This is a genomic window from Paenibacillus sp. FSL M8-0212 (genome assembly GCF_038004645.1).
Taxonomy (GTDB): domain Bacteria; phylum Bacillota; class Bacilli; order Paenibacillales; family Paenibacillaceae; genus Paenibacillus.
In genome coordinates this window covers 236854-263283 of the sequence record NZ_JBBORP010000001.1, presented here as the reverse complement: position 1 = coordinate 263283, position 26430 = coordinate 236854, and the positions used below count along the sequence as shown (strand labels likewise).

Below are 26430 nucleotides of genomic sequence, written 5' to 3'. Positions count from 1 at the left end.
AAAATGAAGGCAATAAACAACCAGATAAAAAACCGAATTTTAAATTTCGGATACATAAATAATAAAATTGTATACAAAAATTAAAATGTTGTGTACAATAACGAATGTGAACAGCAATGATAGCGATTACATGAGTGAAAAGCGAAGAATTTAGGCTGGAGGGATTGCAAGATGAAGAAACGAATTGGATTTATTGGACTCGGTATTATGGGACGTCCTATGTCATTGAACCTGATCCGGGCGGGATATGATGTAAGCGTATACGATATTAATCAGACGGCTGTGATGTCATTGGCTGATGCGGGAGCGCGAGGCGCAGCATCTCCAAAAGAGGTAGCTGAACATAGTGATGTCATCTTCACAATGCTGCCCAATTCAGAGCATGTTCGCAGCGTAATCACAAGTGAACAAGGTGTGCTTGCAGGAGCCAATAAGGGAAGTATCATTATCGATATGAGCTCCATCTCACCGGTCGTTTCCAAAGAGCTGGCTCAGCTTGTATCCCAATCGGGATTATATATGTTGGATGCACCTGTAAGTGGTGGGGAACCCAAAGCTATAGATGGTACACTCGCTATCATGGTGGGTGGCAATGAAATGATTTTTGAATCTGTGAAAGAAGTTCTGCAAGTGGTCGGACAGGATGTAACACGAGTGGGGGATAATGGCTCCGGTGCAACCGCCAAGCTGGCGAATCAGATTATCGTGAACTTGAATATTGCCGCCATGTCCGAAGCGCTTGTATTTGCAGCGAAGGCTGGTATCGATGTGGAGAAGATGTATCAGGCGATTCGCAGCGGGCTTGCTGGAAGTGCGGTACTGGATGCAAAAGTACCACTCATTCTGGATCGTAACTTTGTCGCTGGAGGACGGATTGATATTAACCTCAAAGACATGACCAATGTGATGGAAACGGCACATGATATCGGGGTTCCTTTACCGCTCAGCAGTCAGTTGCTGGAGATCTTCCATGCACTGAAGATTGATGGGAAAGCCGCAGATGACCATGGCGGAATTGTTCAATATTTTGAGAAACTCGCAGGTGTAGAAGTGAGCCGCACCCAATAAAAAATTTAAAAAAGAAAAATAATTTTAATAGATATAGATATGAGGTGGAGAGACATGACCTATCAAACGTTATCGGATATCCCCGCAGCTCTTCGGATGGACAACTCTTCTGAAGGTTTGCGAGGACAGATTAAACAATTGCAGGATGCGAGGGCACGCAAAATTATCGTGCTGGATGATGACCCAACTGGTGTACAGACAGTTCATGATATTGATGTGTTGACGCAGTGGGACAAGCCACTGTTGCAGGAGGCATTTCGATCCTCTGAATCGTTATTCTATATTTTGACCAATACACGAGGGCTGGATGCAGATTCAGCGGAACGTATTAATCGGGAGATTGCCCGCAATGTGCAAGAGGTTGCAGCAGAGGAAGGAACGAGCTTCACCTTTGTCAGTCGTAGTGACTCCATGCTGCGTGGGTATTATCCGCTGGAGACGGATGTACTGGCCGAAGAAGTGGCGCGTGTCAGCGGACGTGCATATGACGGACAACTAATCATTCCGGCATTCTTTGAGGCAGGACGGGTTACGATCGGCAACACGCATTATATGGTCGAAGGTGAACAGTTGATTCCAGTTCATGAGACGGAATTTGCCAAGGATAAAGTATTCGGGTATGAGCATGGAGATCTGCCATCATGGGTCGAGGAGAAGACTTCAGGCCGCATTCAGGCTAGTCGCTGCCTTACCATTTCACTGGAGGAGATTCGTCAAGGTGTCGATATGGTCAAAGCAATTTTGCTGAAAGCCGAAGGCAATGTACCGATCATTGTGAATGCGCTCTCTTATGCAGACATGGACGTACTTTCTCTGGCTTTGCTGCAAGCGGAGGATGAGGGTAAAGCTTTTATTTTCCGGACGGCGGCTTCCTTTGTCAAATCGTATGCAGGCATCTCGGATCAGGCATTTCTGCCAAAAGAACAGCTGATCGCAAGCGGACAGGAACAGCATGGAGGTATTGTTGTTGTTGGTTCCTATGTACAGAAGACGACACGTCAACTGGAACAACTGCTTACGTTTCCAGGCATCATAAGTCTGGAGATCGATGTGGAGCGTGTATTAACGCCGGATGGATATACCGAGGAGATTGGACGAGTTATTGGGGAAGCGAACAGGCAGCTTGCGGAGGGGAACAATGTTGTTGTATACAGCAGCCGTAAGCTCATCACAGTTGAAGGACATGAGGGGAATTTCAAGATCAGTCAGACGGTATCGTCAGCTTTGGTTGAGATTGTGCAATCCCTTGAAGTCGTGCCTAAGTTCATCATTGCCAAAGGTGGCATTACATCCAGTGATGTGGCAACAAAAGGTCTGGCCATACGCAAAGCAAGGGTACTCGGTCAGGTGGCTGCGGGTATTCCGGTATGGTTGACAGGGGAAGAAGCCAAATTCAGTGGTATCCCATATATCGTGTTTCCGGGAAATGTTGGCGGAGAAAAAGCCCTTCTGGAAACGGTTGAGAAGATCGAAGCTTAAGCTTATTACGAAGGCACGTAGTGTTCAGGTCGTTTGGGCCAGAGTAAAACCGTGCTGACACAACATAACAACTTGGGGGAGGCTATTCGGATGTATTCCGTATTCGGTCTTAGTCATGATGCAAGTCTGCTGCTCTACGCACTGATATCTATTCTTGGTTTGATTTTGTTGATTGCCAAATTTAAAATGAATCCGTTTGTTGCCCTGATTGTGGGCGCTGTCTTTATGGGATTGATCTCGGGTATGCCGTTCACAGATATCGTGAAGTCTTATCAGGAAGGTGTTGCAAGCGTTCTCGGATTTATCGCGATTGTTCTGGGACTTGGAACGATGCTCGGTAAACTTATGGCCGAGTCTGGTGGTGCCGAACGAATAGCCCAGACGCTCGTACGTGTCTTCGGGGAGAAGAACGTACACTGGGCGATGATGGTTGTTGCGCTGATCTGTGGTATTCCGGTATTTATCCAGGTCGGGATCGTGCTGCTCTTCCCGCTGGTGTTTGTTATTGCCAAACATACAGGGACATCACTCATCAAAATCGGACTCTCACTTGTCGCGGGTCTTGCTGTGGTGCACAGTCTGATTCCACCTCACCCGGCGGCAATGCTTGCTGTAGGAATCTTCAATGCGGATATCGGTAAAACGATCTTCCTGGCCCTGATAGTATCTCTTCCAGCCGCAGCCATTGCAGGTCCGCTCTATGGAACTTGGATTTCCAAGCGAATCAAAGTTGAGACCTCAAGTGAGCTGATGGAACAGTTCACCGAGACCAAAGATCGGGAATTGCCTGGTTTCGGTATCACGCTCTTTACGATTTTGCTTCCGGTAATCCTGATGTTGCTGGCAACGATTGTAGATCTGATGCTGCCAGAGACGAACGGGTTCCGTCAGGTCGTTGATTTCATCGGTAGTCCAATTATTGCACTGCTGCTGGCTTTGCTCTTTGCCTTCTATTCCTTTGGATATGCACGTGGTTTCAGCAAGCAGCAGATATTGAAATATACAAACGATTGCTTGGGTCCAGTTGCTTCTATCATCTTGCTGATTGGTGCAGGGGGCGGATTCAACCGCATCCTGACAGCCAGTGGTGTAGGTGATGCGATCGCAGGATTTGCCCAAAGTGCGCATTTGTCGCCACTCGTGTTAGCCTTTGTCATTGCCGGATTGATTCGTGCGGCGGTAGGTTCAGCTACGGTGGCGATGACAACAGCGGCAGGTATTGTGGCTCCAATCGCCATGACGATGCCCGGAGTAAGCCCTGAGTTGCTGGTGCTTGCAACGGGAGCGGGTTCGATTATTTTGTCCCATGTCAATGATTCGGGCTTCTGGATTGTCAAAGAGTATCTGAACCTGTCTGTGCCTCAGACGCTCAAGACATGGACGGTTATGGAGACCATTCTTGGATTTGCCGCCTTTGGCATGGTGTTATTGTTGAGTGTATTTATCTAACGGGAAAAAACGTTATGTGGACTTTACGATAATGAAGAAATACCCATAATACTAATAAAGCTCATAAAGCTTATAATACCCATAAAACTCATAATGCCATAAACCTAAAAACACGCCGCTTTGGCGTGTTTTTGTTATATTTAGTACTCACGATCTATCATGGTTATGATGGGTTGGATACAGGTTTTCCAGACTACGTTGTACGAAAACGCTGCTCATAAATCTCGTGTACTCGATGGAGAACGGCAGGGCCCTGCTCTGTAAAACAAAGCGCTGCCGCTTTATTTTTCATCAGAAATGTACCGGATTCATGTCTGGTGGGTGATAAAGCCGCACTGTAGAGCAATGAAGCGCCGTGGCTTGGATGAGGGAAGAACCATTTCATAATGGGTTTGATATAAAAGGGCAGGCCGGATGTTTTGTTGCCCCGTAGCGTATTATTTCCACCAGGATCTACGCTAAGTAGTTGTATGCCATCCACATTGGCAGATTTGGCAACCTCGCGTGTCCATAGAGATAAGCCAAGCTTGGAAATGGCATAGGGACCAAACAGCTTTTTGAATTTAGCTGGACGTTCCAGGATGTTCAGATCAAATTGTTTGACCATGTTGAACGCGCTGGTGGAAGTATTGACGACTGTTTTCATCTGTCCTTTGAGCAATAGCTCAACTAATTCCATGTAGATGATGTAAGGGACTACCGTCTGAAGTTCGAAGTGAAGTTCATACCCCTGATCAGAGAAACGAAGTTCGGAAGCACTGCCTCCGGCATTGTTAAACAAAACATCGATCGAATCGGTATCGGATTTGATCTGATTCAGTGCAGTTCTCAGACTGTCGTAGTTGGTCAGATTAGCCTGAACCCAACGAAGCTCTCCTGAACGTAAGGCGTTCTGAATATCGGGTTCCTCGGATGGGAAAGCCGAACGGTTGAGGCCGATTACCTGCCATCCTTCAGCCAGTAACTTGCGTGTCAGTTCAAGACCTATTCCTGACGTTGAACCTGTGATGAGAGCGGTGCGAACCTGATTTTGTATATTCATATATACCTCCAGATAGAATGGGATTACAGAACGAATCTGTATGCTGCGCTCATTCTATAACTTGGAGTCGACTCCAAGTCAAGAGGTGTTGGGATTGAATGGATCATGCTTGACTTGGAGTCAGCTCCAAGTTGTAATATGGAAAGAAATGAATGTGGAGGAGGCCCATATGATGAGCGAGAAAGAAGTATTCTCCATTAAAGAAACATCAGAACAGGCCGGATTATCGGAAGATACCATTCGTTATTATGAGAAGATTGGACTGCTTCCCCAAGCGGAACGCAAAGCCAATCGCCATCGGGTATATCGCTCGGAGGATATCCATACGATGAAGTTGATCACTTGCCTGAAAAAAACAGGAATGTCTCTGGAGGAAATGAAGCCTTATTTACAAATGTCCATGGATTCCGATCTCGCAGATTTCCCGGATGAACGGGAGATGCTGGTGAATCACCGGAAGAAAGTTGAAGCACAGATTGCTTCGCTACAGCAAGTCGTTGATTTTATCGATGAGAAGTTGGAGAAACGAAGTATGTATCCTGATGAATGTCCTATTACCAGGGAGAACGAGTTGTCTGTTTTTGAAAAACAGAACATATTCTCTTGATGGCGCTGCTGCCTATTTAAAACTGAAAACCCACGTCATGATGACGCGGGTCTTTTTGTTGTTTCTAGTTTTAAATATCGAGTGTATGACGAAGTCGTTTGATATCGCTTTTGGGAGGGAGACCATACATGCGGGCATACTCCCGGCTGAATTGAGACGGACTTTCATAGCCAACCTGGAACGCAGCGTCGGCGGCATCGGTTGAACCTGCAAGCAACATTCGCCGGGCTTCATGCAATCGAATTTGTTTCTGGAATTGCAAAGGGCTCATGGCGGTAATGGCTTTGAAATGATGATGTAATGAGGAAGAACTCATGTTGATCATGGCAGCAAGTTGCTCAATCCGAAGTGGCTTGGCGTAATCGGATTGGATGACTTCGATCACCTCGGCGATGTGCTGTGCATGACTGTCTTGAATAGCAAACTGTTTTATGGAATGTCCATGTTCATCCTGAATAATACGATATAGAATCTCGCGGATAAACATAGGGGCAAGGACGGGAATGTCTTCAGGTGTATCCAGCAGCCGAACCAATCGGATCACAGCTTCAAGAAGGGAAGGTTTGGTTGAGCTAACAAACAGTCCTCTTCGTGTTGAATGGTCAGGTTTGGGTTGTGCAGAAGGCGTATCCTGAATCAGATCGAAAATCTGCCCTGAATCAAAATCGAGTCGAATACATAGATAGGGATGTTTGGTTGTAGCCTTTACAACCTGCCCTGAAATAGGCAAGTTTACGGAAGCTACCAAGTATTGTGACAAGTCGTAGGTGTAGCTCTCGCGGCCGAGTATAACTAATTTGGAACCTTGGGCGACAATGCAGAGGGCAGGCTGATGAACGGAATATATGGGGTGTGAGATCTCGGAGGCACGGATTAAGGCAAGGGATGTAATTGCTGTTGTATGTATCCCATCATTTGGGGTGAAATGCTCAATAAGTTGAGCCGATTGTTGCTGCTGCTCCGTGATGCCCGTATCCGTTTCATTTGTTTTGATAAGCATGAATGGTAGCCCCCCTTGTAAACCACTATTACTATTATTTTAAAATGCTCTGGAGGAATAGGCAAGAATACTGTGGGATTTTTCTATCGTACAATGACTGATCCTCTACATAATGGAGATAAGCAACGGAATCTTTTGAAGCAGAGAGGAGTGAGAAACGATGGGACGCAATTCAATGGGTGACCAACAAGAACCAAAACATCCGTATGTGGGGATGTGGGTCACGAAGGATGGATATATCAGACACGAACTTCTTCCTTGCGGTAGATATGATGAAGCGAGAGGAGATCGGCAAAGTGCATATCAGGGTCGCTATGTTGTTCATGGGAAACATATAGAATACGTGGATGATACGGGATTTACAGCGGATGGAGACTTCAGGAACGGCGTTTTGTATCATGCAGGCATGGTTTTGTATAGAGAAAATGTACGATAACAACCAAATAAGGAGCGATATAATATGTCCAATGTAAAAGGGAAAGTTGTTGTCATTACCGGTGCGAGTAGTGGAATTGGTGAGTCAACAGCTCGATTGCTTGCACAGCATGGAGCACATGTAGTTATTGGAGCTAGACGTATGGAACGTTTGGAGGCATTGGCCTCCTCGATTCGTATGGAAGGCGGATCGGTGGAGTATCATTCGCTCGATGTTACCAGATTGGAAGAGATGCAAACGATCGTTGACCTCGCTCAAACTCGCTATGGACGTATCGATGTTATTTTAAATAACGCTGGAGTCATGCCGCTATCTCCCCTTGAATCGTTAAGAGTAGATGAGTGGAATCGCATGATCGATGTTAACATTCGTGGTGTTCTGCATGGCATTGCGGCTGGACTGCCCGTCATGAAAAAGCAGGGTTTCGGCCAGTTTATTAATATTGCCTCTATTGGAGCCTATGCCGTGTCACCAACGGCAGCGGTGTATTGTGCAACCAAATACGCGGTCCGCGCCATCTCGGAGGGGTTGCGACAGGAAGTAGGCGGAGATATCCGTGTAACCCTTGTATCACCGGGCGTGACGGAATCAGAACTCGCGGATACGATCTCTGATGAAGAAGCACGTGATCTCATGAAAGAGTATCGACGCATATCCATTCCCGCCTCGGCGATTGCGCAAAGTATCTTGTTTGCCATTAGCCAGCCGACAGAGGTGGACGTAAATGAGATTGTAGTGAGACCGACAGCAAGCATGGCTTAAGTTCGGATCCTCTTTTGGTATATAATAGGTTCAATTGATACGAAAAGAGGAATAGTGCAGTGACATTACAACAACTAAAATATGTGATCGAAGTTGCCACGCGCGGTTCCATGAATGAAGCAGCCAAAAGGTTGTTTATCTCGCAACCCAGCCTTTCGAATGCCATTCGGGATCTGGAGCAGGAGTTGCGAATTACCATTTTTGAACGTACCAATAAGGGAATATCGCTGTCTAAAGAAGGCGTTGAGTTTCTGAGTTATGCACGTCAGGTGGTGGAGCAAGCTGAACTGCTGGAGAATCGTTATCTGAACGCGAAGCCATCCCCGCAGCACTTCTCCGTATCGACGCAGCATTATGCGTTTGCGGTGAATGCCTTTGTTCGTCTGGTACAGCAGTATGGTCAGGATGAATACGAGTTGGCGCTTCGGGAGACAAAGACCTACGAGATTATTCAGGACGTGAAAAGCCTGCGCAGTGAAATTGGCATCCTGTATCTGAATGAGTTCAATGCCAAGGTAATTAACAAATTGTTAAAAGATGCAGGTTTGGTTTTCACGAGTTTGTTCATAGCCAAGCCCCATATCTTTATCAGTGTGAAGAACCCGCTGGCGAAGCAGGAGTCGGTTGCAATCGAGCAACTGCAGGATTATCCATACTTGTCATTTGATCAGGGAGAGTACAATTCCTTTCATTTTTCCGAAGAGATCCTGAGTACGTTATCTCACCCCAAAAGCATACAGGTCAATGACCGTGCAACATTGTTTAACCTGTTGATTGGTCTGAATGGTTATACGATCTCTACGGGCGTACTTAGCGCTGATCTGAACGGAAACGAGATTATTCCTGTACCGCTGGAATGTGAGGAAACCATTAATGTGGGCTGGATAAGCCACAAGAGTACATCTCTCTCCAATCTGGGCGTAGCATATGTCCAGGCTCTGCATGAGGCTATAGGGTCTTAGTGGTGTTGTATGGTTCATCAAAAGGCCGTTTCCGAATGATCGGAACGGTTTTTTTGTTGTACTGCGATCTTTCAAGTATAGGGTGGTATGTTGTCATCCCGTGTAATAGAATGAAGGTATATGTCGAATAGGTGTGAAAGCACGAAGGGAGAACGGTTAGTGAGAGTTCTGTATCGAAATAAAAGTGAACAGCATGAGCTGACGGTATATGATACCAAAAAGCTTTATGGAGAGAAGGGGCGATTTCGTGTATTAGAGTTCTCCAACGCAGCTGTGCAGGGCGCAATGGATCTGGATGAGCCTGCCCGGATGGTGTTGGAGTATCCAAGAGCGATGGTACATCTAATGGAACAGAATGATCCTGCATTTGATAAGGTATTTGTGGTAGGACATGGTATTGGCACATTGCCCACCTACTTGTCTGATCGTCAGGTTAAGGTGGCTGAACTGGATGCAGAGGTCGCGGAGTTGAGCCAAACCTTTTTTGGATATAAGGGAAGTCCTGTACTCATTGGGGATGGTCGTGAATTATTAGGGCAGGAACCTGCAGGGACGTATGATTATATTATTATTGATGCCTTTACGGCAACGGGTACACCCGAGCAGTTTATATCCAGTGATTTTTTTGCCATGGTCAAGGACAAGCTGGACTCGGATGGATCTGTGCTCCTTAATGTGTTCGGGAGTGCTGGCAACGACCGGCTTGTAAGTGCCATTTACACGACACTTCAGACACAGTTTGCTTATACACGTGCATTCGCATTGCCAACAGAAACAGCGGATGAAGTTCAAAATCGCATTTTAATGGGCAGTCATCACCCAATCGAATTTCAGGTTCGTCAGATGGCAGAGTTTGTAGAACAAGAGCCAGAAGAAGGATATATCATTGTCGATTAGGGCGATCCTGAACAGTGATTCTTCCAGGAAAGTAAAATGTCATTAAATCGTCAATCTTACGATGTAATTGTTAAGATTTCTCAAACTCTTTATTTGATCTTAACAACTTTCGTATAAGATAGAAGGAATATGCCTTTTCATGAAAATCCGGGGGAAGTAAACGATGATTGCACAGATCAAGAGATCTAGATTACGAAGAAAAATAAAAAACATCAAGAAGATCAGCCTCACGGCTTTACTAGGCGGGTTGGTCACTATTTCAGTTATAATGACATTGACCCTCATGGTCATCTCATCTTATACATCTCAGAAACAGTCACTCATTGATAACACCCTTTCGCTAAACTATGCAAGCGCTGTGCAAATGAGCCAAACGCTGGATTCGCTTTTTTATTCCATGCAGGAGAGCTTGAAATATGCAGCCAAATATTTCCCTGATATGGATCACTCCAATACAAAAGAGTTGAATTCCACATTGGATTTGGTTCGCAATAGCAGTAATTTTTTTAATTCCGTTTCTTTGGTAGATAAAGCGGGAGTAATCAGGTCTACCTCACCTTACTCACAGGCTAGTGTAGGTCACCATGTTAGTTCCAATGCAGCAAAAGAAGCGGTTAAATTGAGGACTTCGTATATCTCCGAAGCGTACCAGACACCCAGAACCAAACGCAGAATTGTATTTGTCAGTGAACCGATCTTTGATTCGGCAGGGGAGTACCAAGGAACAATCGGTGGAAATATCTTTTTGCAGGAAAATAATATATTGAGTCTGTCTTTTGGCAGTCAGCTCAAGACAAGTAATGGTTCCTACTTTTTTATTGTGGATAAGAAGGGCACTTTGTTATTTCACCCAAACACCAACCGAATTGGTGAAAATGTCAGTAAAAATGAAGTGGTGCAAAAGCTGCTAATAAACGAGAACGGTAAAGAACAATACAAAAACCTGGCAGGTGTGGATTCACTTGCAGGTTATTACAAAGTTCCATCAACAGATTGGGGCATCGTAATCGTGTCTCCAACCCAAACGGTGTACGATCAGTTGAATCATCATATCCGTATGTTGTTGCTGTACACCTCAGTGCCTTTCCTGATCCTGACCCTTATTGTAGTTCGGGTTGCACGCAAGCTGGCCAGTCCTTTTGCTATGTTGGCTGATCTGGTGAATCAGGTCGATAAGGGTCAAGTGGATCTGCCGGTGATGAAGCCTCACTGGAATAGAGAGGCAGACCTTCTCACAAGAGCGGTTGTTGGCGCATTGGCGAACTTTAGGAAACAGACAAACCAGCTTGTCTATGATGCCAGAACAGATGTTTTAACAGGCATGAACAATCGCAGAACCTTCGAAGAAGTCATCCAGGAATGGATTCAGGATGAGGTGCCATTCTCCATTATTGTTCTGGATATTGACCGCTTCAAATCCATTAATGATACATTCGGGCATCATGCTGGGGATGAAGTACTGAAACACATTGCCAATATCATTCAATTGTCTGTTCGACCAGAAGATGTCTGTGCCCGGTTTGGTGGAGAGGAATTTGTAGTCTTGTTAAGAAATTCCGAGTCTAACGTAGCTTTTGAGATTGCTGAACGTATCCGAATAACGGTCGAAGAAAGCATATTGCCCATAGAACGTTCCGTCACCATCTCGGCTGGAATTGCTGAATATCCGAAGCACTCCACATCATCCACAGAACTGTTTCACTTGGCGGATAATGCATTGTATCAAGCGAAAGAAGAGGGGCGTAACCGTACGGTTACGATCCAGACGGTTATTAAATAAGCAGCAAAGAAGCTGTTCCCTAAAAACAGGGGACAGCTTCTTTTATGTTTTATACCTCTTGTGAGGATCTGGCCAGAACCTCATTTGTATACGTTTCTCCCCAATCTCGCATGCTGAAGATGATCGGCCGTAATGTTTCACCAAAAGGTGTGAGGGAATACTCCACTTTAGGTGGGATCTGGGGGTATATTTCACGATGAACAATTCCACTGCCTTCCAACTCTCGAAGTTGCAGTGTGAGCATACGCTGGGTGATGTCAGGAAACAATTTTCGGAGCTCGTTAAATCTCAAAGGACCAGAGAATAAATGATACAAAATGGCACCTTTCCATTTGCCTCCGATTACACTAAGGGTAACTTCCACGGAACAGCCGTATGGCGTGGGACATGGCTTGGTTGCGTCCTTTTTCATTATAAGTGCACCTCCACTTTACGGTGATTTCTATAGTATCCATTTGAGTGGTTACATTACATAAAGTACGTATAGTTCATGAAAGAGCATATCACTTATTATGCAGATTATAAACCCTAATTCTAGGCTCAGGCAGATGCGATGATGTCTATAAGAAAAAAAAGAGCCCCGGTTTCGTCTTGCGAAACATTGAGGCTCCATGTGATGAATTTTGTACATTATATCAGGGCTTCGAGGGAATATGCACCAGCTCCAGCGAGAGCAACACCAAGTAATGATCCGATCATCACAAGGTTATATTCGAATCCTCCGTTCAGATTCCATAGACCTTTATCGGCATGCACCTTGGCTATGGCTACAATCATCGGAAGAATGAGCAGAACGGCACCAACGATAATCCATAGACCGACTCCAAACAGGAACCCACCGATCAGTTCAGCAAGTCCGGCACACATTGCCAAGGCTCTAGCCGGTTTCAGGCCAATCGCTCCGAAGAATTCAGCCGTCCCTGATATACCCTCGCCTCCAAACCAGCCAAACAGTTTCTTACATGCATGTCCAATCATAATGAAACCAATCACGAGACGAATGATAAGTAGACCTGTGTCCAACATGAGTTTAGTTCCTCTTCTCTGGATGTATAAAATATGATGATGAACGTATATACGCTACTTCAATGACGATAGAATGGAGTCACATAGAGCCATCGTTGCAATATTATCCTTGGCGCTGGAATATGGGACGGTCTGATTCTGGCAACACTTGATGAAGTGCAACATTTCACCAACAAACCCGCGTAGATAAAGGTCGCGATAAGCTCCTGACATGGGAGACCCGGAAGGTGTATATACGGTATCTTGTTCCTCGAGAGATTTCCAGGGAAGGCTGGTCGAGCTTCGGGATTGATGAACAGTAAGTGTGTTGATCTCTTCAGCTGACGCAAATCCGTTGTCAAAAGTGACGAGTACACTTTCACTCTCCCGTGACCAAGCACTCATGCCGGTAAAATAAGCACTACCTACTACGTTATTCTCAAATACAAGGGAAATGCTTTGATTAATGTGTTCCCCATCTTTCACGGCTGTGCCTGTAACTCGTATTGCTTCTCCGAATAAGTAACGCATCAGATCGACCATATGAATGGCAGCGAGCTTCATGAATTGTTCCTCATCCTTGCAAAATGGGGTACTGTCTACAGCGAATTTCATCTGGAATGAACGTACTTTACCTAGCGAACCAGTATCAATGAGCTCCTTGAGCTTCATATATACCGGAGCATAACGTTTCATAAAACCGACCATGACAACGACGCCAGCCTGCTCGGCAGCTTCTGCTACAGTGGTGGCTTCGGCTGCGTTCCATCCGAGCGGCTTATCCACGTATACATTCTTGCCAGCCCGAATACATTCGAGAACAAGAGCGGTCTGATCTATAGGCTGGGCGACCACAACGACTCCGTCACAAGTTTCCTGCTGTAACATAAGCCCAGCGTTATCATATGCTTTTCCGTTGCTGCCAAATCGCAGCAGAGCTGCTTCAGAGCGTTCCATACTGCGAGTAGCAATGGCCTGGATCTGCGCTCCGGCTTCAATAACAGAAGGGTAAATATTCGTGGATGCATGAAACCCGGCACCGATAAAGCACAGATTGGTTTTTTCCAAAGTGGATCTCTCCTTCATTTTTGCATTCTTATGGATGGTACATTTGTTTAATACTACGATAGGGTGTTTGAAGTTGAGAAAAAAGGACATATGTCCTATTCTTAAATGAATAAAAAGAAGTTGCATTTTTATTTTGGAGCATGTATACTCTGAATTACGGTAAAACAAGGAATTGCTTCACCGGAACGCTTTTCATCGATGGATGAGGAGATACATATTATGCGGTCGTGGCGGAATTGGCAGACGCGCACGGTTCAGGTCCGTGTGGGCTAACCCCCCGTGGAGGTTCGAGTCCTCTCGACCGCATCTAACAAAAAAGGTTCGTGAGTTGCTCTAGGGCAATTCACGAACCTTTTTTTATTTTGTGGATCATTTGTGTGGAGCCTACATTTTGCTACTGGCATGCTTGCTAATGCTAATGTTGCCGCTGGCGCAGAATGACTGCCGTGATGATCCCGGCAATGGCTCCTGCAATACCGAATAGCGTAACACTGGCAACCACTTCAACCGACTGGAGACGAAACAAAAAAGCGATACCACTGCCGAAAGTGGTTCCAGCGAGAAATCCGAGCGAAATTCCTAATTCTTTCGTTAATTTCATTGTTTCACCTACTTGGAAATGTGAGATATGGATTTGCAAATATTGGGTACAGGCAGTAAAGTGTGATCAGGAAAATCATCACATTTTATTTCCTTTTTTATCTTGTGGTTTTAACCCGTTAATTATGCATGATATCTCATATGGGAGGGTAAGAGCGAATGAATATCAACGAACGAATTGCAGCATGGAATGAGGAAGCACAGCAGTGTGCTTGCGGTCATCAACACCGGGTTGTGGATATGCTGATTCATCTGGAAGCTGGGGCCATTCAGAGGTTACCGGGTTATTTGTCTGAGCAAGGATATCGTCAGGTGACGGTTGTTTATGATCGACATACGTTTCAGGCGGCCGGATCTGATGTGCTGAGTAGTATTCGCGAAGCGGGAAAGCATGCGGATGAGATCGCTCTACCGGAGAATCTGACGGGTGATATCATTGCGGACGAAGCAGCTATTGTACAGGTTGTGTTGGGTGTGAGACTCGAAAGTCAGGCTGTAATTGCGGTGGGTTCAGGTACCATTCATGATCTGGTGAGATTTGTTTGTTCCAAAATGAACAAGCCCTTTTTGTCGATACCTACAGCGGCTTCAGTGGATGGGTTTACCTCTGCGGGTGCGCCCTTAATTGTAAGCGGCGTCAAACAAACATTTCAGGCTGTTCCGCCGGAGGCTATCTTTGCCGATCTGGATATTCTGGAGCAAGCCCCACAAGTGATGACGGCTGCCGGATTCGGAGATATGCTTGGTAAATATACTTCGCTTGCAGACTGGATTGTTTCCCGTGAACTGGGCGGAGAACCGTTCTGTCCAGTTGCTTATCGGATGACAGAAGAAGCGCTGAATACCTGCATAGATCATGTACAAGCGATTGCGGAGGGGCGAGCAGAGGGAGTAGCTGTATTAATGGACGCATTAATTGTTTCCGGTATCTCTATGCTGATCATTGACCATTCCCGTCCGGCATCCGGAGGTGAGCATCATCTGTCCCACATCCTGGAGATGGATCTGATGCAAGCGGGAGAAAGACCGGTTCTGCATGGTGCCAAAGTTGGCGTAGCTTGTGCATTGCTTACGGTGAAATATAAAGAACTTGCACAGACATCGGGTGAACCGGTGTTTGGGATATATGACCAATTGCCGGAGGCTTCTCAGCTCATCGCATGGTTGGAACAAGTAGGTGGACCTGTGACTACTGAGCAACTCGGTGTAACCCCGGAGATGGTGGAACATGCATTCAACACAGCGCATACACTTCGTCCTCGATATACGGGGTTGAGATACATCAATGAAGTGTTAAACACAAGGTTAGGATGACCTTTTAGAGAGAATGGTCTCGATGAAATGCATAAACTTAGCTTGTAGCGGGCTGTGATGGCTCTCCTTGGGAGCAAAAGGCGAAAAAGGGTAGGTTATCTGACATTTCTGATGGAATAGCCAGAACAGTGCTTCAAGTCCGAGAGAGAAGGCATGCATTTTATTTTAAAAAAGGCTCTGACCTCCCTATGGGGAGATCAGAGCCTTTTGGCTGTTCGCTTATTTAGTTGTTGCGACGATCTTTCAAGATGACATCTGCGAACAAAATAGTTTTCGGGATACGGAAAAATTGCTCCGCTTGTTCCTGAAACGCAGCAGAAGGCAGTGTTCCCTGATGCAGCCATTTGCGGAAAGTGCCGGGATGAACCCCGATCCAGTGGCTGACATCTGTCACCGACAAATCATGGACCATACACAAGCCTGTCAAAATACGGTTACTCACCGGAGAACGGGTCACCGTACGCTTCATGAAGCGAGATGACTCGGGTTGACATATGACAGGGCTATTACGCACAACTTCTTCATTGAAGAGAATATGACGCGGGTAGCCGAGTAATTGGCAAGTCTTGTCCAAATTGGTACTGCCGGGTATCCGTCCTTCATATACCCACGCACTGACACTGCGTGAAGAGATGGAGAGGTCTTCAGCAAGCTGGGACAATTTGATATCATTGGCCATCAGCACGGCAAGAAGAACCCGATTGCGGATTTGACAGCGTGTCGGTTTTCGGAATCGTTTAACACGGACGCCTTTTCCCAAGTATTTACGGTTGATCAGAGACCACGCCTGGATGGAATGTTGTTCTGGTTGATTAGGCATATTTCCTCCGATTTTTTTTAACCAAATACTACAATAAACAACGGGGTACTTTCAAGTGCCGGGTTTACCGGTTACAAATGCGTCAATGCGTCAATTCACGATAAAGAGGGAACTACGAACTAGACCATGCGCAATTCACATCCTAGTATATTCCTAGATTACAATGTTTCACTAAAAATGAGGGAAGAAATTGAACCGGAATAAAAATAATATAGTTCTAATTACTTATTATTAGGTCTAAAGAACTTTTATCTGTTTTTTGTTGATATGATGCGGTTTATTTCCCTGAATTCCCCAAAAGCATGTGATTTTCGTTCTCCTGTTGCGAAGAGGATGTGCACAAATCTGAAATGATAAATCCGCATGTTCAGCATGACATGTGACCTGTCAAATCTCTTACTTTTACATATATTGTATGATACTCAAGTGTAAGGGAGAGGTGAGGGACGTGAATCTATCTGTGAATACCTTTGCTGCCATCTCGGGAGCATTTGTTACGTTTGCTTTTGGCGGATGGGATCAGTTACTTAGCCTGCTCGCGGTCGCGATGGCTGTGGATTATATAACAGGTTTGGCAGCGGCGGTAAGAACAGGTACCGGGTTGAATAGCAACATTGGATTTTGGGGGATTGCTCGCAAAGGGCTCATGCTGACCGTTGTTTTGCTTGCTCATCGAATTGATCTGATCATGGGAACCGATTTTATCAAAGGCGGAGCTATTTATTTCTATCTGGTGAATGAACTCATTTCGATAACCGAGAATTATGCCAAAATCGGTCTTCCATTGCCTGCAAAGCTCAGACAGGCCATTGCAGTGTTGAAGAAACAGGAAGATCAGGAGTATCTGATGAATCGTGAATGGGCCAAACCGCAGCAAACTCCAGACAACATTAAGCAGCAGGCTGAAACAGGACAAACTTTGCAGGATGACTCAGCAAAACAGACGGAGGATGGATCTCAAAAGAAATCCGAATCGAAAGGAAACGGTTCGGATTAGTTTTTCTTATCAAGAGAACGTTTCCAAGTATCCTTTCGTAATAGAGAACGTTATGATATATTTTGGATACATGAAAATTCATTCATTTCTACTATTATATTAAATGAGGTGCTTGCCCAGATGATAAAACATATTGTCCTGTTCAAAATGAAAGATCGCTCAGCAGAAAGTATTGAAGCTGCAGCCCAGGTGCTTCGCAATCTGGAAGGTAAAATTGATGTCCTAGTTTCACTTGAAATCGGGATTGATGTGCTTCGCTCGGAGAGATCGTTCGACATTTCACTCACGGCGGAGTTTGCGTCACTGGAGGATCTCCAGGCGTATCAGGTACACCCGCTTCATCAGGAAGTTATCAAGTACATGAACGAAGTCAGAGAACAGTCAATTGCAGTGGACTACGAAATCTGATCTGTCATTCAAACTACGTTGAGATAAAGGGGACTCTGCATGAGCGATTTAAGAGACGTTATGGAATTTCTATATATTTTTGTTGTGTTTCTAATCGCTTGTCCTGTGATGATATTCTGGCTTAAGCGAAGAGGGAAACGGAACCGATAACTCACTGAACGGGAAGTGAACGAATGTATTATGTGAACAGAGAACAGATTGCCCGCCGGCTTGCTGCTGTACCGGAAGTAGCTGAAGGGCTTCGCGGGGCGGCAGAAGCTTGGGATGGCAGTCTCATGCTGGGGATGGTACAGGAACGTTGTCTTCACCTGGCGATCGAGATTGTTACCGATGTGGGAAGTTATCTGATCGACGGCTTCATCATGAGAGATGCGAGCAGTTATGATGATATTATTCAGATTAATTATGAAGAAAAGGTTTTTGATCATTCGACCTATGAGATATTGCGTCAGCTTGTCACGTTACGCAAGCCACTGGTGCAGGATTATTACAGTTGGGAGCGGTCAGAGCTCCATCCGCTTAGCGTAGAGTTGCCAAGCATACTTGAACATTTTACTACTCAGGTTAGCGCCTACGTGGAAACAGAACTTGGTCCTTTCAATGCGGCACAGACTGAGGGACAGCGTAAGGAATGAGGGAAATCGCATGAAAAATGAATCAAAAGAATTCAATGAAGTAAATACTGAAAGTAACGAAACGAATGAAACACCTTCCGGATTCCATCCGGTGTATATGGTTGAACTCTTGTTCCGGGAACGTCCAGAGGTAGATCGCCTGCGTTTGCAGGAAGCGATGATTCGTCATACAGGACAAGTCCGACTGGATGTGAAACAAGAGAGCGGAGGGCAAAAGCATGAGATGCTCGTCTTCTATCATCTGGACCATAAGGTATCCTTTCAGGAAGGGGATATCCCTGCTCAGACCTGCATGCTTCCTGTGAATGAAATCGCAGATCGTGCACGTTTTGGCGGGGCTCTGCAACAAGCATGGCATTGGCCGGAAGTGGGACAAGTTGTAGAAGCTTCGCGGTACTCCATCCGGATACATGATATGTTCACGGCTGCCATGCCTCGTAAACAGCGCCTGGAGCTGTTTCAGAAGACTGTACTGGCAATCATGGAGAGTCTGACCTGTGATGCGCTGTATTGGTATGGCAGTGATAAGCTGGTTGAACCGGAAGCATATACACAAGCTCAGGAACGTGAGGAACATCTGTATGCAGCCATGAACGTTCGAATGTATCAAGCCGGAGGTACAGAGGAACAGCGCGGGTTGGTCATGGATACCGTGGGATTGTCTGCACTGGGTGTACCTGATGTCCAGTGTCACTTCGTCGGTCTTGATCCAGATACGGTGGCTCAGACCTTACTGGGTGCAGCGTATTACATATTTGATCAGGGGGATGTTCTGCAAGATGGACAGACGCTGGGTTCTTCAGGTGGACGTCGCTGGCGTTGTGAACATCAGGCGGCATTGATTGCACCTGGACGATATGTTATTGATTTGGACCCGGGGGATGAGCATGCCGTGGCTGATCTCGAGCCGGCTCGTCAGAACTGAGTTTAAGCCAAGTCATTTGCATCCATTCAAAAAGGGCGTTCAGATTATTTTTAACATCTGGAGTGTCAAGTCAAGCCTGTGCTGCTTATAATGCATCAACAGAGTAGGCATTCGCCCGGATGGCTGAGCGACAGACCGTTGCTTCTGATCCGGTACTTAAACAATAGTTAAGGGAGAGATGTGACGTGAAGGATTCTAACAAAAGTTTGTTGTTGGGAGCTCTTATTGGCTCCGTGGTTGGTTCAGTAACGGCATTATTGCTGGCGCCGAAATCGGGACGTGAACTTCGTCAGGATATTTCAGAAGGTGCTCGTCAGGTATCGGAGAAAGGTCAGGAACTGGCTGGTATCGTGGGAGAACAAAGTTCGCAGATCGTATCCAAAGTTAAAGAGACCGCAGATGTCGTGATTCAGGATATTCAATCCTGGCGCAATTGCGCTGAAGGGAAAGAAATTCGCATATCGGCAGCCATTGTTGATAACGATATCGATAAAGCAGTGGATGAACCCGGAATTGACATCGTTGCGAAGCTTCCTGCGGATGAGTCCAAGGACGACAACTAAGTAAAAGCTTGATAAGCAGGCTTTCCTCTAATTAGAGGAGAGCCTGCTTTGTTGCGTGTCCACACATAGATGACGTAGCGCGTGGATTTAATTTGAACCCTGCGATGAAATCGGGTAAGATGTAGGTACCTTTTTGCCGGAATGTTCATACGGTAGGAAGAAAGCTCTGAGAAACAATCGTTATGAGAACCAATTCAATGAAGAAGGAAGCGGTGTGTTCGTGCAGCAAGCAATCGCTATATTAGACTCCGGTGTGGGGGGATTGACCGTCGCCAAGGAAGTGATGCGTCAGCTCCCGCGGGAAAAGATCATTTATTTTGGGGATACTGCCCGGACACCGTACGGACCCCGTTCGTCCGAACAAGTAAAACAATTTACGGAACAAATCGTTGATTTCTTGATCCAATTCGATCCGAAGGTTATCGTTATCGCCTGTAACACAGCAACAGCAGCCGCGTTGGAGTATATCCGTGCCAAGGTGAATATGCCTGTCATTGGTGTTATACATCCGGGTGCGCGGGCCGCAATCACAGCGACACGTACAGGACGTATTGGTGTGATTGGTACCACGGGTACAATAGGTAGTGGGGCGTATACATCGGCACTCAAGCAGTTGTCCCCCTATATTGATGTGGTTAGTCAGGCTTGTCCGGCGCTGGTGCCGTTGGTGGAACAAGGTGAATTTCGTTCCGAGCACACGACACATACGGTGGAACAATCATTGGGCGAGATCAAACAACAGCCAATCGATTGTCTTATTCTGGGTTGTACGCATTATCCCTTTCTCATGGACACGATTCAGGAAGTTATGGGACAGGAAGTGAAGTTAATCAGTTCAGCAGATGAAACGGCACGTGAAATCAGTACGATTTTATATGATAAACGAAAGCTAGCCAGTGGGGATGAGACTCCGGTACATCAATTTTTCTGTACGGGGGACCCGCGAATGTTCCAGAATATCACCCGTCGATGGTTGGGGGAGCAGATCTCCAAGACCCCTGTTGTCTGGCAGGTTACGCAATTATCATAGTTATACTCAAAATATGCATGGATAAGACTTTTAATTAATGTATTTTGGTTATGGACTATCCCGGAACTGTGAAGTTTCGGGATTTTTTGTTGTCATTATGCATTAACCGAAGATAAACATGATTCATGTCACATGACGGACAACCCGACCTGCATACATATGTTACAGACACGAGATTGGTCAGAACTGGACAGGGGACCTGTCTTTTCCTGTGGAAAGGAGAACAACATGGATCTGCAGTGGATTATCGTTCAGCGGGGAGATACGTTGCCGCGAATTGCGTCAGCACACCATATGACCAAAGAGTTCCTTGCTGCACTGAACCCGGAAGTGGCTTCCCAGCCATACTTGCTGGCAGGTCAGATGCTGCGTATTGTCCCCGGGACAGGTCGCAGATACGCTGTACCGCCTGGAGAAAGTGTAGGGGAGATTGCAGGGAGATTTGGTCTGGATGAAGAGGTGTTGCGCCAGGCCAATCCCGAAATTACCAACATAACCGACTGGGTTGGTCGCTGTATTCATATTCCGGCTTCGAATGGAAAAACTATTGTAAAGATTCAGGGAGAGTATGGTTATCGAGAATTAATCAGGGATATAGACAAGCTGGAGAATCGATACCCGTTTATTGAGACGGGGTCCATTGGAACAAGTGTCATGGGGAAGTCGCTTCCTTATTTGCGTATTGGGCAAGGGTCGAGACATATCCATGTTAATGCTTCCGTTCATGCGAATGAGTGGTTGACAACAGCAGTTCTGATGAAGTTTATTGAAGAGTATGCCGAGGCGTATAGTACACATGGGGCATGGCATCAATACCAGACAGAACGCTGGATGCAAGAGACGACACTCTGGGCAGTTCCGATGGTTAATCCGGACGGGGTCGAACTGGTTCAGGAAGGTGTGGTCAATCAGCACCCCCATGCACAGCAGTTGTTAGCCTGGAATGCCGACAGATCACATTTCACCCATTGGAAGGCCAACATCAGAGGGGTGGATCTGAATGATCAATTTCCAGCCCATTGGGATGAAGAGGCAGCGAGAAGAGGTATGACCTCACCTGGCCCCAGGGATTATGCAGGGATAGCCCCATTGACAGAACCGGAGGCACAGGCCCTTGCGCAGTGGACGCAGCAACATACATTTGATGTGGTTGTATCCCTGCATAGTCAGGGCCAGGAGATCTATTGGAACTACCGTGATCTGGAACCCAGGGAGAGTGGACCGCTGTCGCGTAGACTCGCCAAAGCTTCCGGGTACAAGGCGGTGAAGCTCGGTGGCAGTGATGCCGGATACAAGGACTGGTTTATTCAAGATTTCGGTAGACCGGGCTTCACGGTAGAAGTTGGATTGGGTGTTAATCCGCTTCCTGTAGAACAGTTTGATGATATCTGTATAGAAGTGGGAATGTTGCTGGCTGAACTGTTATCCAATGGACAATGAGGCAAGACCCCGAATTATGAAGGTGTGAAACTTAACAGCAGATCATTCGTATAACAGGAACGGACGCCATGAGCGACGTTCCGTTTTTATTATTTTTTATAATGGCATGTTACGTCATTCGTTCTGGATGGTTTTCGAACGGGTAATGATGGATATGCCGTTTCGGCGACATATATAATGTTACGGAGGGATTCGAAATGAAGTGGAGAAGACTGCTATCGTTCAAACGATGGACACAAGTTTTCAAAAGGCTCCCCCGGCTGCTCCGGGCTCCGCAGATTCCTTTGGGAGAAAAGCTGTTGTTTATTATTCCGGCGCTGTTGTACTGGGTACTTCCTGACGTAATGCCGTTTATGCCCATTGATGATATCGGGGTCACTTTGATTCTAATGAATTGGTTTGTGAGCCGGGCAGAACGTAAATATCCTGTGCTTCAGGAGGGGACACCTTCTTAATTTGCGACCTAATGGATCATTTTAACATTGAATTCGCATCAATGTTATTGCGAAGAGCGGTAACTTTCTTTACAATAGATGCTGTAGTTTAAGAATGCTGAAATTGTTGAACCCAGCAATTACAATATAGGAGATGAAGAGAATGAACTGCAAAATTACGCGTAATGCTGCTAAAGTATTGAAGCTTGAATTGGACAAGCCGGAGAACGAAGGAAAAAAACTGCGCGTTGTCATCACTCATGCACATGGTGACCATGCTCACTACGGGCTTGATCTCGACACACCAAAAGAAAATGATACGGTTGTATCTACGGATAAAGAGATTGATGTCATTCTTGCGAATGATCAGCCTTTGTTGAACGGTGTTAAAATTGACTACCTCTACTTCCCGGAAGAGGGATTTGTTATTACGAATCCGTCCCAAGGTAATCACGGCGACCACTAAGGGCGCGAAGAAGGGGAAATCATGGCTAACGATATCCGTGTATGCGAAAAGTGTAATCATGTCCGACTGAAATCGATTGTACCCAAGTTGCAAAAAATGGCTCCAGACACGGAGATCAAGATTGGGTGCAAATCCTATTGCGGTCCTTGCGCGAAACGTGCGTTTGTCTTTATCAACGGTCGGTACATCAGTGCGCCGACAGAAGAAGAAGTGCTCGTCAAAGTCGCAAAGTTCGTGAAGTAACAGGATATAACAAGGTGAGTGGAGAAAACTGTCCACACATCAGAAAGGAGGGGCTACGTGCCTCTCCTTTTTTTGCGTTTGGGTAGCAGTGAAAGGATGTGTTACTCCATAGCAGCTTTGACCATTTCAGTAATTTGGAAGGTATCTTCTCGAATTTCAATAGCAATGACCGTATTATCCTTTTTCAGAAAATGTACATGCCCCAGTCGTTCTTCCTCCAATTCGACCCAACCTGTATCCGCTAACTTCTGAAAATAATCCATTGGTGGGTAGAGTCCTTGTTCACCCCCAATATGTTTCAGTTCATACTTAGCCCCTTTTTTAAGATTGGGATCATCGGAATAAGCTATGTTTTCAATGAGCTTTGCATTGGTTGGAACCGGGATGTCTGGGTTCATGGATGACGCTGTATATCCTTCTATCTCGTATGTTGCAGGAGCGCAGCCTTGTACCCAAATGAGCAAGGGCAACATGCAGAGTGTCAATATTATTTTCTTCAAATGAATTCCTCCTGATTCGGCATGATTATCTAATAAACGTAGCCAAATCAACTAAAGTTACGATAAAAACACAAAAGAAGAATAAGGAAGGCTTGTGTTATCCATCCTAAAGGGGTAACAGGAACATGATAATCCCAAGGAGGAATACTCATGCCGAAGCGTTATGATTCCAGTTTGCAAGCCGATACCACTGTATCTCAGGCGCAAAATGCGGTGAACAAGCTTCATTATGCTGTATCTCAGGCCATGTCTCATCCGACGGCACAGACCATTGTACAGGCGGAACGACGTCTGGCACACACGGAGCAGGCGATGCGACAAGCAGAGCTTTCACTCGGAGGGCAAGGTGTTGAGTTGGCAGAGGAAATGTTCATCGAGGAGAAGAGAAGATTGAATTCAATCCAGAGTCAGCACGGTCAAGGGGATTTATAACGTTCCTGTCACATCAGAACCCGCAGGGCAGCAATGCTTTGCGGGTTTTTCATATCTTTTGCAAAGACTCTGGGTCCATGGGTTAACTCCGACAGTATGTCGAATGGTCGCTTAAAATTCTGTGAGAAGGTTAATAGAACAAGAGCAGGCAAAATTCCATACGGGAGGTACAGAATGACAAAACATATTACAGATTGTACGATTCTGAACAACGGAGTAACGATGCCATGGCTAGGATTTGGAACATATAAAGCAAAAGGTAAGGAAGTACAACAGGCGGTTGAGACCGCTTTGGAGGTTGGATATCGCAGTATTGATACCGCGTCCATCTATGGCAATGAGGAAGAAGTGGGACAAGCTATTGCAAGCAGTGGTGTTGCCCGTAACGAACTGTTTGTGACGACCAAGCTCTGGAACGAGGATCAGGGATTTGATTCAACGTTGAGAGCATTTGAAGCTAGTCAGAAGGCACTTGGACTGAATGTAATTGATCTTTACTTAATTCACTGGCCTGGCAGAGACCAGTATAAGGAGACGTGGAGAGCATTCGAACGTCTATATAGTGAAGGAAGCATCCGTGCGATTGGTGTGAGTAACTTTCAAGTACATCATTTGCAAGATATCATAGATGAGGGCGGAACGGTGCCTGCGGTAAATCAGGTAGAGCTGCATCCGGGTCTGATCCAGCAGGAACTTCAGGATTTCTGCGGGGCGCAGGGAATTCAACTGGAGGCTTGGAGCCCGATCATGAAAGGCAAGCTGAACCAAGAGTCCACCCTCAAAGCGCTGGCCCAGAAATATGGGAAAACGCCGGCACAGATTATTCTGCGCTGGGACATTCAGAATCAGATTGTAACGATTCCGAAGTCGGTTACCCCGGATCGTATTCGTGAGAATGCGGACATCTTTGACTTTGAATTGACACCGGATGAGTTGAGACAGATTGATGCGCTGGATTCAGATAAGCGGACGGGTCCACATCCGGATCAACTGTTCTGGGATTAAGTGGGTGGCGCTAATTGAATATAAGTGTTTGATGAACTACTTGTGTTTGTTCTGGTTACGGAATCGTTCTTTTGATCGCTGTTGTCTCCAAATTTTTTTTGAATCCTCTTTTCAGAGGATAAAATTTGGATACAAAGGCGCACGCTTCGCTTCTTCAGAATCGATTCCGTCCCCTCCACAGTAACTGTTCATCAAACACAAATATATACAATGAGCTAGAGTCGTGTGTAGCATATAAAAAAAGCAGCAGGATCGGGGGATATCCCCTGATCCTGCTGCTTTTTGTGTGTGAAGTGGCTTAATTTTTTTTCGGGACTTCGCATCCGTCATCTGTGCAGACACCGCTGCCGTCTGTTTCTGTTGTGTTGGATTCAACCATGGTGAATGGGGAACGGTCGTCCCATGCTTTTTGAATGGCATCCAGGAACACCTCGTCAGGCTGAGCACCTGATACGGCGAACTTGCGGTCGAATACAAAGAACGGTACACCGCGGATGCCGAGTTGCTCGCCTTCTGCTTGGTCAGCGCGGACATTGTCGGTGAATTGGTCACTGGACAGCACTGCCGTAGCTGCCTCTCGATCCAGGCCGACTTCCTCTGCTAACTGAGCCAACACTTCAGGGTCTCCCGAATGTTTACCTTCGATAAAGACAGCTTGGAATATCCGTTCACTCAGTTCGAGCGCTTTGCCTTGTGTATCTGCCCAGTGTGTCAAGCGGTGAGCTGAGAAGGAGTTCGTAGGGATCATGGCATCAATATTGTATTCCAGTCCTGCCGTACGAGCATTGGCATTCATCTGGACATTCATACCTTTGGCCTGTTCCACGCTCATATTATATTTGGCAGCCAGATATTCCGAATTGGTTTTGCCTGGGTTCAATGTAGCGTTTGGATCAAGCTCGAAGCTTTTGAATTGCAGTTTCACTTCATCGCGGTGTGGAAACTGTTGTAGTACATTCTCCAGGCGGCGTTTGCCGATATAACAGAATGGGCACAGAAAATCAGACCATATCTCAATATTCATTATGTGAAAACCTCCATCATCCATATAGTTGAAACTGAT

General features: G+C 46.0%; 30 protein-coding genes, 1 tRNA gene and 1 pseudogene. 23 read left to right on the top strand and 9 right to left on the bottom strand.

What is annotated here, in order from left to right:
* Window positions 1–171 precede the first annotated feature (171 nt).
* The 3 genes from garR to MKX68_RS01160 all read left to right on the top strand — a co-directional run bounded on the left by garR (window position 172) and on the right by MKX68_RS01160 (window position 3996).
* Window positions 172–1068 (top strand): 2-hydroxy-3-oxopropionate reductase, encoded by an 897-nt coding sequence (gene garR / locus MKX68_RS01170; RefSeq protein WP_339784802.1) that lies wholly within the window; start codon window positions 172–174, stop codon window positions 1066–1068.
* Window positions 1069–1122: 54 nt separating this feature from the next.
* Complete coding sequence (locus MKX68_RS01165; protein WP_340908482.1) at window positions 1123–2547, top strand: four-carbon acid sugar kinase family protein; 1425 nt, start codon at window positions 1123–1125, stop codon at window positions 2545–2547.
* Between the two features lie 90 nt (window positions 2548–2637).
* Window positions 2638–3996, top strand: coding sequence for a GntP family permease (locus tag MKX68_RS01160; protein WP_338593459.1), 1359 nt, complete (start codon window positions 2638–2640; stop codon window positions 3994–3996).
* A gap of 193 nt (window positions 3997–4189) precedes the next feature.
* Here the strand turns inward: MKX68_RS01160 and MKX68_RS01155 are convergent, their stop codons facing one another.
* Window positions 4190–5038, bottom strand: a complete 849-nt coding sequence (locus MKX68_RS01155; protein WP_338593462.1) for an SDR family NAD(P)-dependent oxidoreductase — start codon at window positions 5036–5038, stop codon at window positions 4190–4192.
* A 172-nt stretch (window positions 5039–5210) separates the two neighbouring features.
* On the opposite strand from MKX68_RS01155, the gene MKX68_RS01150 reads away from it, so the two are divergent.
* On the top strand, window positions 5211–5645 hold the full coding sequence (locus tag MKX68_RS01150; RefSeq protein WP_340908479.1) for a MerR family transcriptional regulator: 435 nt from the start codon (window positions 5211–5213) through the stop codon (window positions 5643–5645).
* Between the two features lie 70 nt (window positions 5646–5715).
* On the opposite strand, the gene MKX68_RS01145 is transcribed toward MKX68_RS01150, so the two are convergent.
* Window positions 5716–6645: an AraC family transcriptional regulator gene (locus MKX68_RS01145; protein WP_340908476.1), complete on the bottom strand. Its 930-nt coding sequence runs from the start codon at window positions 6643–6645 to the stop codon at window positions 5716–5718.
* 160 nt (window positions 6646–6805) lie between these two features.
* Here MKX68_RS01145 and MKX68_RS01140 point away from each other — a divergent pair, with 160 nt between their 5' ends.
* The 5 genes from MKX68_RS01140 to MKX68_RS01120 all read left to right on the top strand — a co-directional run bounded on the left by MKX68_RS01140 (window position 6806) and on the right by MKX68_RS01120 (window position 11482).
* Window positions 6806–7081: an Atu4866 domain-containing protein gene (locus tag MKX68_RS01140; protein ID WP_340908473.1), complete on the top strand. Its 276-nt coding sequence runs from the start codon at window positions 6806–6808 to the stop codon at window positions 7079–7081.
* A 24-nt stretch (window positions 7082–7105) separates the two neighbouring features.
* On the top strand, window positions 7106–7843 hold the full coding sequence (locus MKX68_RS01135) for an SDR family oxidoreductase (protein WP_340908471.1): 738 nt from the start codon (window positions 7106–7108) through the stop codon (window positions 7841–7843).
* A gap of 59 nt (window positions 7844–7902) precedes the next feature.
* Window positions 7903–8805: a LysR family transcriptional regulator gene (locus MKX68_RS01130; protein ID WP_074094418.1), complete on the top strand. Its 903-nt coding sequence runs from the start codon at window positions 7903–7905 to the stop codon at window positions 8803–8805.
* Window positions 8806–8964: 159 nt separating this feature from the next.
* Window positions 8965–9702 carry a spermidine synthase gene (locus tag MKX68_RS01125; RefSeq protein WP_338593477.1) on the top strand — a complete coding sequence of 246 codons (738 nt, stop codon included), beginning with the start codon at window positions 8965–8967 and terminating at the stop codon, window positions 9700–9702.
* A gap of 268 nt (window positions 9703–9970) precedes the next feature.
* On the top strand, window positions 9971–11482 hold the full coding sequence (locus tag MKX68_RS01120; protein WP_339784782.1) for a sensor domain-containing diguanylate cyclase: 1512 nt from the start codon (window positions 9971–9973) through the stop codon (window positions 11480–11482).
* Window positions 11483–11531: 49 nt separating this feature from the next.
* Here the strand turns inward: MKX68_RS01120 and MKX68_RS01115 are convergent, their stop codons facing one another.
* From MKX68_RS01115 to MKX68_RS01105, 3 genes are all read right to left on the bottom strand, one after another.
* The gene (locus MKX68_RS01115; protein ID WP_339784780.1) at window positions 11532–11894 is read right to left on the bottom strand and encodes a winged helix-turn-helix transcriptional regulator; all 363 of its coding nucleotides are present in this window, start codon (window positions 11892–11894) and stop codon (window positions 11532–11534) included.
* 218 nt (window positions 11895–12112) lie between these two features.
* Window positions 12113–12508, bottom strand: a complete 396-nt coding sequence (locus MKX68_RS01110) for a DoxX family protein (RefSeq protein WP_339784778.1) — start codon at window positions 12506–12508, stop codon at window positions 12113–12115.
* Window positions 12509–12562: 54 nt separating this feature from the next.
* Window positions 12563–13555 (bottom strand): Gfo/Idh/MocA family protein, encoded by a 993-nt coding sequence (locus MKX68_RS01105; RefSeq protein WP_340908464.1) that lies wholly within the window; start codon window positions 13553–13555, stop codon window positions 12563–12565.
* A 221-nt stretch (window positions 13556–13776) separates the two neighbouring features.
* Here MKX68_RS01105 and MKX68_RS01100 point away from each other — a divergent pair.
* Window positions 13777–13861: transfer RNA gene (locus MKX68_RS01100), tRNA-Leu, on the top strand.
* 109 nt (window positions 13862–13970) lie between these two features.
* Here MKX68_RS01100 and MKX68_RS01095 read toward each other — a convergent pair.
* The gene (locus MKX68_RS01095) at window positions 13971–14156 is read right to left on the bottom strand and encodes a hypothetical protein (protein ID WP_036609735.1); all 186 of its coding nucleotides are present in this window, start codon (window positions 14154–14156) and stop codon (window positions 13971–13973) included.
* Window positions 14157–14314: 158 nt separating this feature from the next.
* On the opposite strand from MKX68_RS01095, the gene MKX68_RS01090 reads away from it, so the two are divergent.
* The gene (locus MKX68_RS01090) at window positions 14315–15469 is read left to right on the top strand and encodes a sn-glycerol-1-phosphate dehydrogenase (protein WP_340908462.1); all 1155 of its coding nucleotides are present in this window, start codon (window positions 14315–14317) and stop codon (window positions 15467–15469) included.
* A 223-nt stretch (window positions 15470–15692) separates the two neighbouring features.
* Here MKX68_RS01090 and MKX68_RS01085 read toward each other — a convergent pair whose 3' ends face one another.
* Window positions 15693–16289, bottom strand: a complete 597-nt coding sequence (locus MKX68_RS01085; protein ID WP_017689431.1) for a helix-turn-helix domain-containing protein — start codon at window positions 16287–16289, stop codon at window positions 15693–15695.
* 415 nt (window positions 16290–16704) lie between these two features.
* On the opposite strand from MKX68_RS01085, the pseudogene MKX68_RS01080 reads away from it, so the two are divergent.
* From MKX68_RS01080 to MKX68_RS01035, 10 genes and pseudogenes are all read left to right on the top strand, one after another.
* A pseudogene (locus MKX68_RS01080) lies at window positions 16705–17121 on the top strand (phage holin family protein); the annotation flags it as partial.
* Between the two features lie 285 nt (window positions 17122–17406).
* A complete protein-coding gene (locus tag MKX68_RS01075) occupies window positions 17407–17694 on the top strand; it encodes a Dabb family protein (RefSeq protein WP_017689429.1) in 288 nt (95 codons plus the stop codon).
* Between the two features lie 173 nt (window positions 17695–17867).
* Window positions 17868–18329 carry a DUF86 domain-containing protein gene (locus tag MKX68_RS01070; protein ID WP_340908460.1) on the top strand — a complete coding sequence of 154 codons (462 nt, stop codon included), beginning with the start codon at window positions 17868–17870 and terminating at the stop codon, window positions 18327–18329.
* Between the two features lie 10 nt (window positions 18330–18339).
* The gene (locus MKX68_RS01065; protein WP_338593500.1) at window positions 18340–19254 is read left to right on the top strand and encodes a DUF4261 domain-containing protein; all 915 of its coding nucleotides are present in this window, start codon (window positions 18340–18342) and stop codon (window positions 19252–19254) included.
* 185 nt (window positions 19255–19439) lie between these two features.
* Window positions 19440–19817: a YtxH domain-containing protein gene (locus MKX68_RS01060; protein WP_340908455.1), complete on the top strand. Its 378-nt coding sequence runs from the start codon at window positions 19440–19442 to the stop codon at window positions 19815–19817.
* Between the two features lie 220 nt (window positions 19818–20037).
* Window positions 20038–20847, top strand: a complete 810-nt coding sequence (racE, locus tag MKX68_RS01055) for a glutamate racemase (RefSeq protein WP_036610949.1) — start codon at window positions 20038–20040, stop codon at window positions 20845–20847.
* A 228-nt stretch (window positions 20848–21075) separates the two neighbouring features.
* Window positions 21076–22287: a M14 family zinc carboxypeptidase gene (locus tag MKX68_RS01050; RefSeq protein WP_445259514.1), complete on the top strand. Its 1212-nt coding sequence runs from the start codon at window positions 21076–21078 to the stop codon at window positions 22285–22287.
* A gap of 197 nt (window positions 22288–22484) precedes the next feature.
* Window positions 22485–22742 carry a hypothetical protein gene (locus MKX68_RS01045; protein ID WP_036670081.1) on the top strand — a complete coding sequence of 86 codons (258 nt, stop codon included), beginning with the start codon at window positions 22485–22487 and terminating at the stop codon, window positions 22740–22742.
* Between the two features lie 142 nt (window positions 22743–22884).
* On the top strand, window positions 22885–23187 hold the full coding sequence (locus tag MKX68_RS01040) for a heme biosynthesis protein HemY (protein WP_036670085.1): 303 nt from the start codon (window positions 22885–22887) through the stop codon (window positions 23185–23187).
* 21 nt (window positions 23188–23208) lie between these two features.
* Window positions 23209–23430, top strand: coding sequence for a DUF1450 domain-containing protein (locus MKX68_RS01035; protein ID WP_091032287.1), 222 nt, complete (start codon window positions 23209–23211; stop codon window positions 23428–23430).
* Between the two features lie 101 nt (window positions 23431–23531).
* Here the strand turns inward: MKX68_RS01035 and MKX68_RS01030 are convergent, their stop codons facing one another.
* Window positions 23532–23930 (bottom strand): hypothetical protein, encoded by a 399-nt coding sequence (locus tag MKX68_RS01030; protein WP_340908448.1) that lies wholly within the window; start codon window positions 23928–23930, stop codon window positions 23532–23534.
* 150 nt (window positions 23931–24080) lie between these two features.
* Here MKX68_RS01030 and MKX68_RS01025 point away from each other — a divergent pair, with 150 nt between their 5' ends.
* Complete coding sequence (locus tag MKX68_RS01025) at window positions 24081–24362, top strand: hypothetical protein (RefSeq protein WP_036609724.1); 282 nt, start codon at window positions 24081–24083, stop codon at window positions 24360–24362.
* Window positions 24363–24536: 174 nt separating this feature from the next.
* Window positions 24537–25367, top strand: coding sequence for an aldo/keto reductase (locus MKX68_RS01020; protein WP_339784769.1), 831 nt, complete (start codon window positions 24537–24539; stop codon window positions 25365–25367).
* 298 nt (window positions 25368–25665) lie between these two features.
* Here MKX68_RS01020 and MKX68_RS01015 read toward each other — a convergent pair whose 3' ends face one another.
* Entirely contained in the window at window positions 25666–26391 is a 726-nt protein-coding gene (locus tag MKX68_RS01015) for a DsbA family oxidoreductase (protein ID WP_340908445.1), read from the bottom strand.
* Window positions 26392–26430: the final 39 nt, after the last annotated feature.

Bases quoted from the DNA above. Each gene is read 5' to 3' on its own strand.
- MKX68_RS01045 (WP_036670081.1), top strand. From the start codon at position 22,485: ATGAAGTGGAGAAGACTGCTATCGTTCAAACGATGGACACAAGTTTTC.
- MKX68_RS01165 (WP_340908482.1), top strand. From the start codon at position 1,123: ATGACCTATCAAACGTTATCGGATATCCCCGCAGCTCTTCGGATGGAC.
- MKX68_RS01040 (WP_036670085.1), top strand. From the start codon at position 22,885: ATGAACTGCAAAATTACGCGTAATGCTGCTAAAGTATTGAAGCTTGAA.
- MKX68_RS01050 (WP_445259514.1), top strand. From the start codon at position 21,076: ATGGATCTGCAGTGGATTATCGTTCAGCGGGGAGATACGTTGCCGCGA.
- MKX68_RS01085 (WP_017689431.1), bottom strand. From the start codon at position 16,289: ATGCCTAATCAACCAGAACAACATTCCATCCAGGCGTGGTCTCTGATC.
- MKX68_RS01075 (WP_017689429.1), top strand. From the start codon at position 17,407: ATGATAAAACATATTGTCCTGTTCAAAATGAAAGATCGCTCAGCAGAA.
- MKX68_RS01090 (WP_340908462.1), top strand. From the start codon at position 14,315: ATGAATATCAACGAACGAATTGCAGCATGGAATGAGGAAGCACAGCAG.
- MKX68_RS01110 (WP_339784778.1), bottom strand. From the start codon at position 12,508: ATGTTGGACACAGGTCTACTTATCATTCGTCTCGTGATTGGTTTCATT.
- MKX68_RS01070 (WP_340908460.1), top strand. From the start codon at position 17,868: ATGTATTATGTGAACAGAGAACAGATTGCCCGCCGGCTTGCTGCTGTA.
- MKX68_RS01145 (WP_340908476.1), bottom strand. From the start codon at position 6,645: ATGCTTATCAAAACAAATGAAACGGATACGGGCATCACGGAGCAGCAG.
- MKX68_RS01135 (WP_340908471.1), top strand. From the start codon at position 7,106: ATGTCCAATGTAAAAGGGAAAGTTGTTGTCATTACCGGTGCGAGTAGT.
- MKX68_RS01015 (WP_340908445.1), bottom strand. From the start codon at position 26,391: ATGAATATTGAGATATGGTCTGATTTTCTGTGCCCATTCTGTTATATC.
- MKX68_RS01140 (WP_340908473.1), top strand. From the start codon at position 6,806: ATGGGACGCAATTCAATGGGTGACCAACAAGAACCAAAACATCCGTAT.
- MKX68_RS01115 (WP_339784780.1), bottom strand. From the start codon at position 11,894: ATGAAAAAGGACGCAACCAAGCCATGTCCCACGCCATACGGCTGTTCC.
- MKX68_RS01020 (WP_339784769.1), top strand. From the start codon at position 24,537: ATGACAAAACATATTACAGATTGTACGATTCTGAACAACGGAGTAACG.
- MKX68_RS01025 (WP_036609724.1), top strand. From the start codon at position 24,081: ATGCCGAAGCGTTATGATTCCAGTTTGCAAGCCGATACCACTGTATCT.
- MKX68_RS01155 (WP_338593462.1), bottom strand. From the start codon at position 5,038: ATGAATATACAAAATCAGGTTCGCACCGCTCTCATCACAGGTTCAACG.
- MKX68_RS01160 (WP_338593459.1), top strand. From the start codon at position 2,638: ATGTATTCCGTATTCGGTCTTAGTCATGATGCAAGTCTGCTGCTCTAC.
- MKX68_RS01150 (WP_340908479.1), top strand. From the start codon at position 5,211: ATGAGCGAGAAAGAAGTATTCTCCATTAAAGAAACATCAGAACAGGCC.
- MKX68_RS01035 (WP_091032287.1), top strand. From the start codon at position 23,209: ATGGCTAACGATATCCGTGTATGCGAAAAGTGTAATCATGTCCGACTG.
- MKX68_RS01120 (WP_339784782.1), top strand. From the start codon at position 9,971: ATGACATTGACCCTCATGGTCATCTCATCTTATACATCTCAGAAACAG.
- MKX68_RS01095 (WP_036609735.1), bottom strand. From the start codon at position 14,156: ATGAAATTAACGAAAGAATTAGGAATTTCGCTCGGATTTCTCGCTGGA.
- garR (WP_339784802.1), top strand. From the start codon at position 172: ATGAAGAAACGAATTGGATTTATTGGACTCGGTATTATGGGACGTCCT.
- MKX68_RS01065 (WP_338593500.1), top strand. From the start codon at position 18,340: ATGAAAAATGAATCAAAAGAATTCAATGAAGTAAATACTGAAAGTAAC.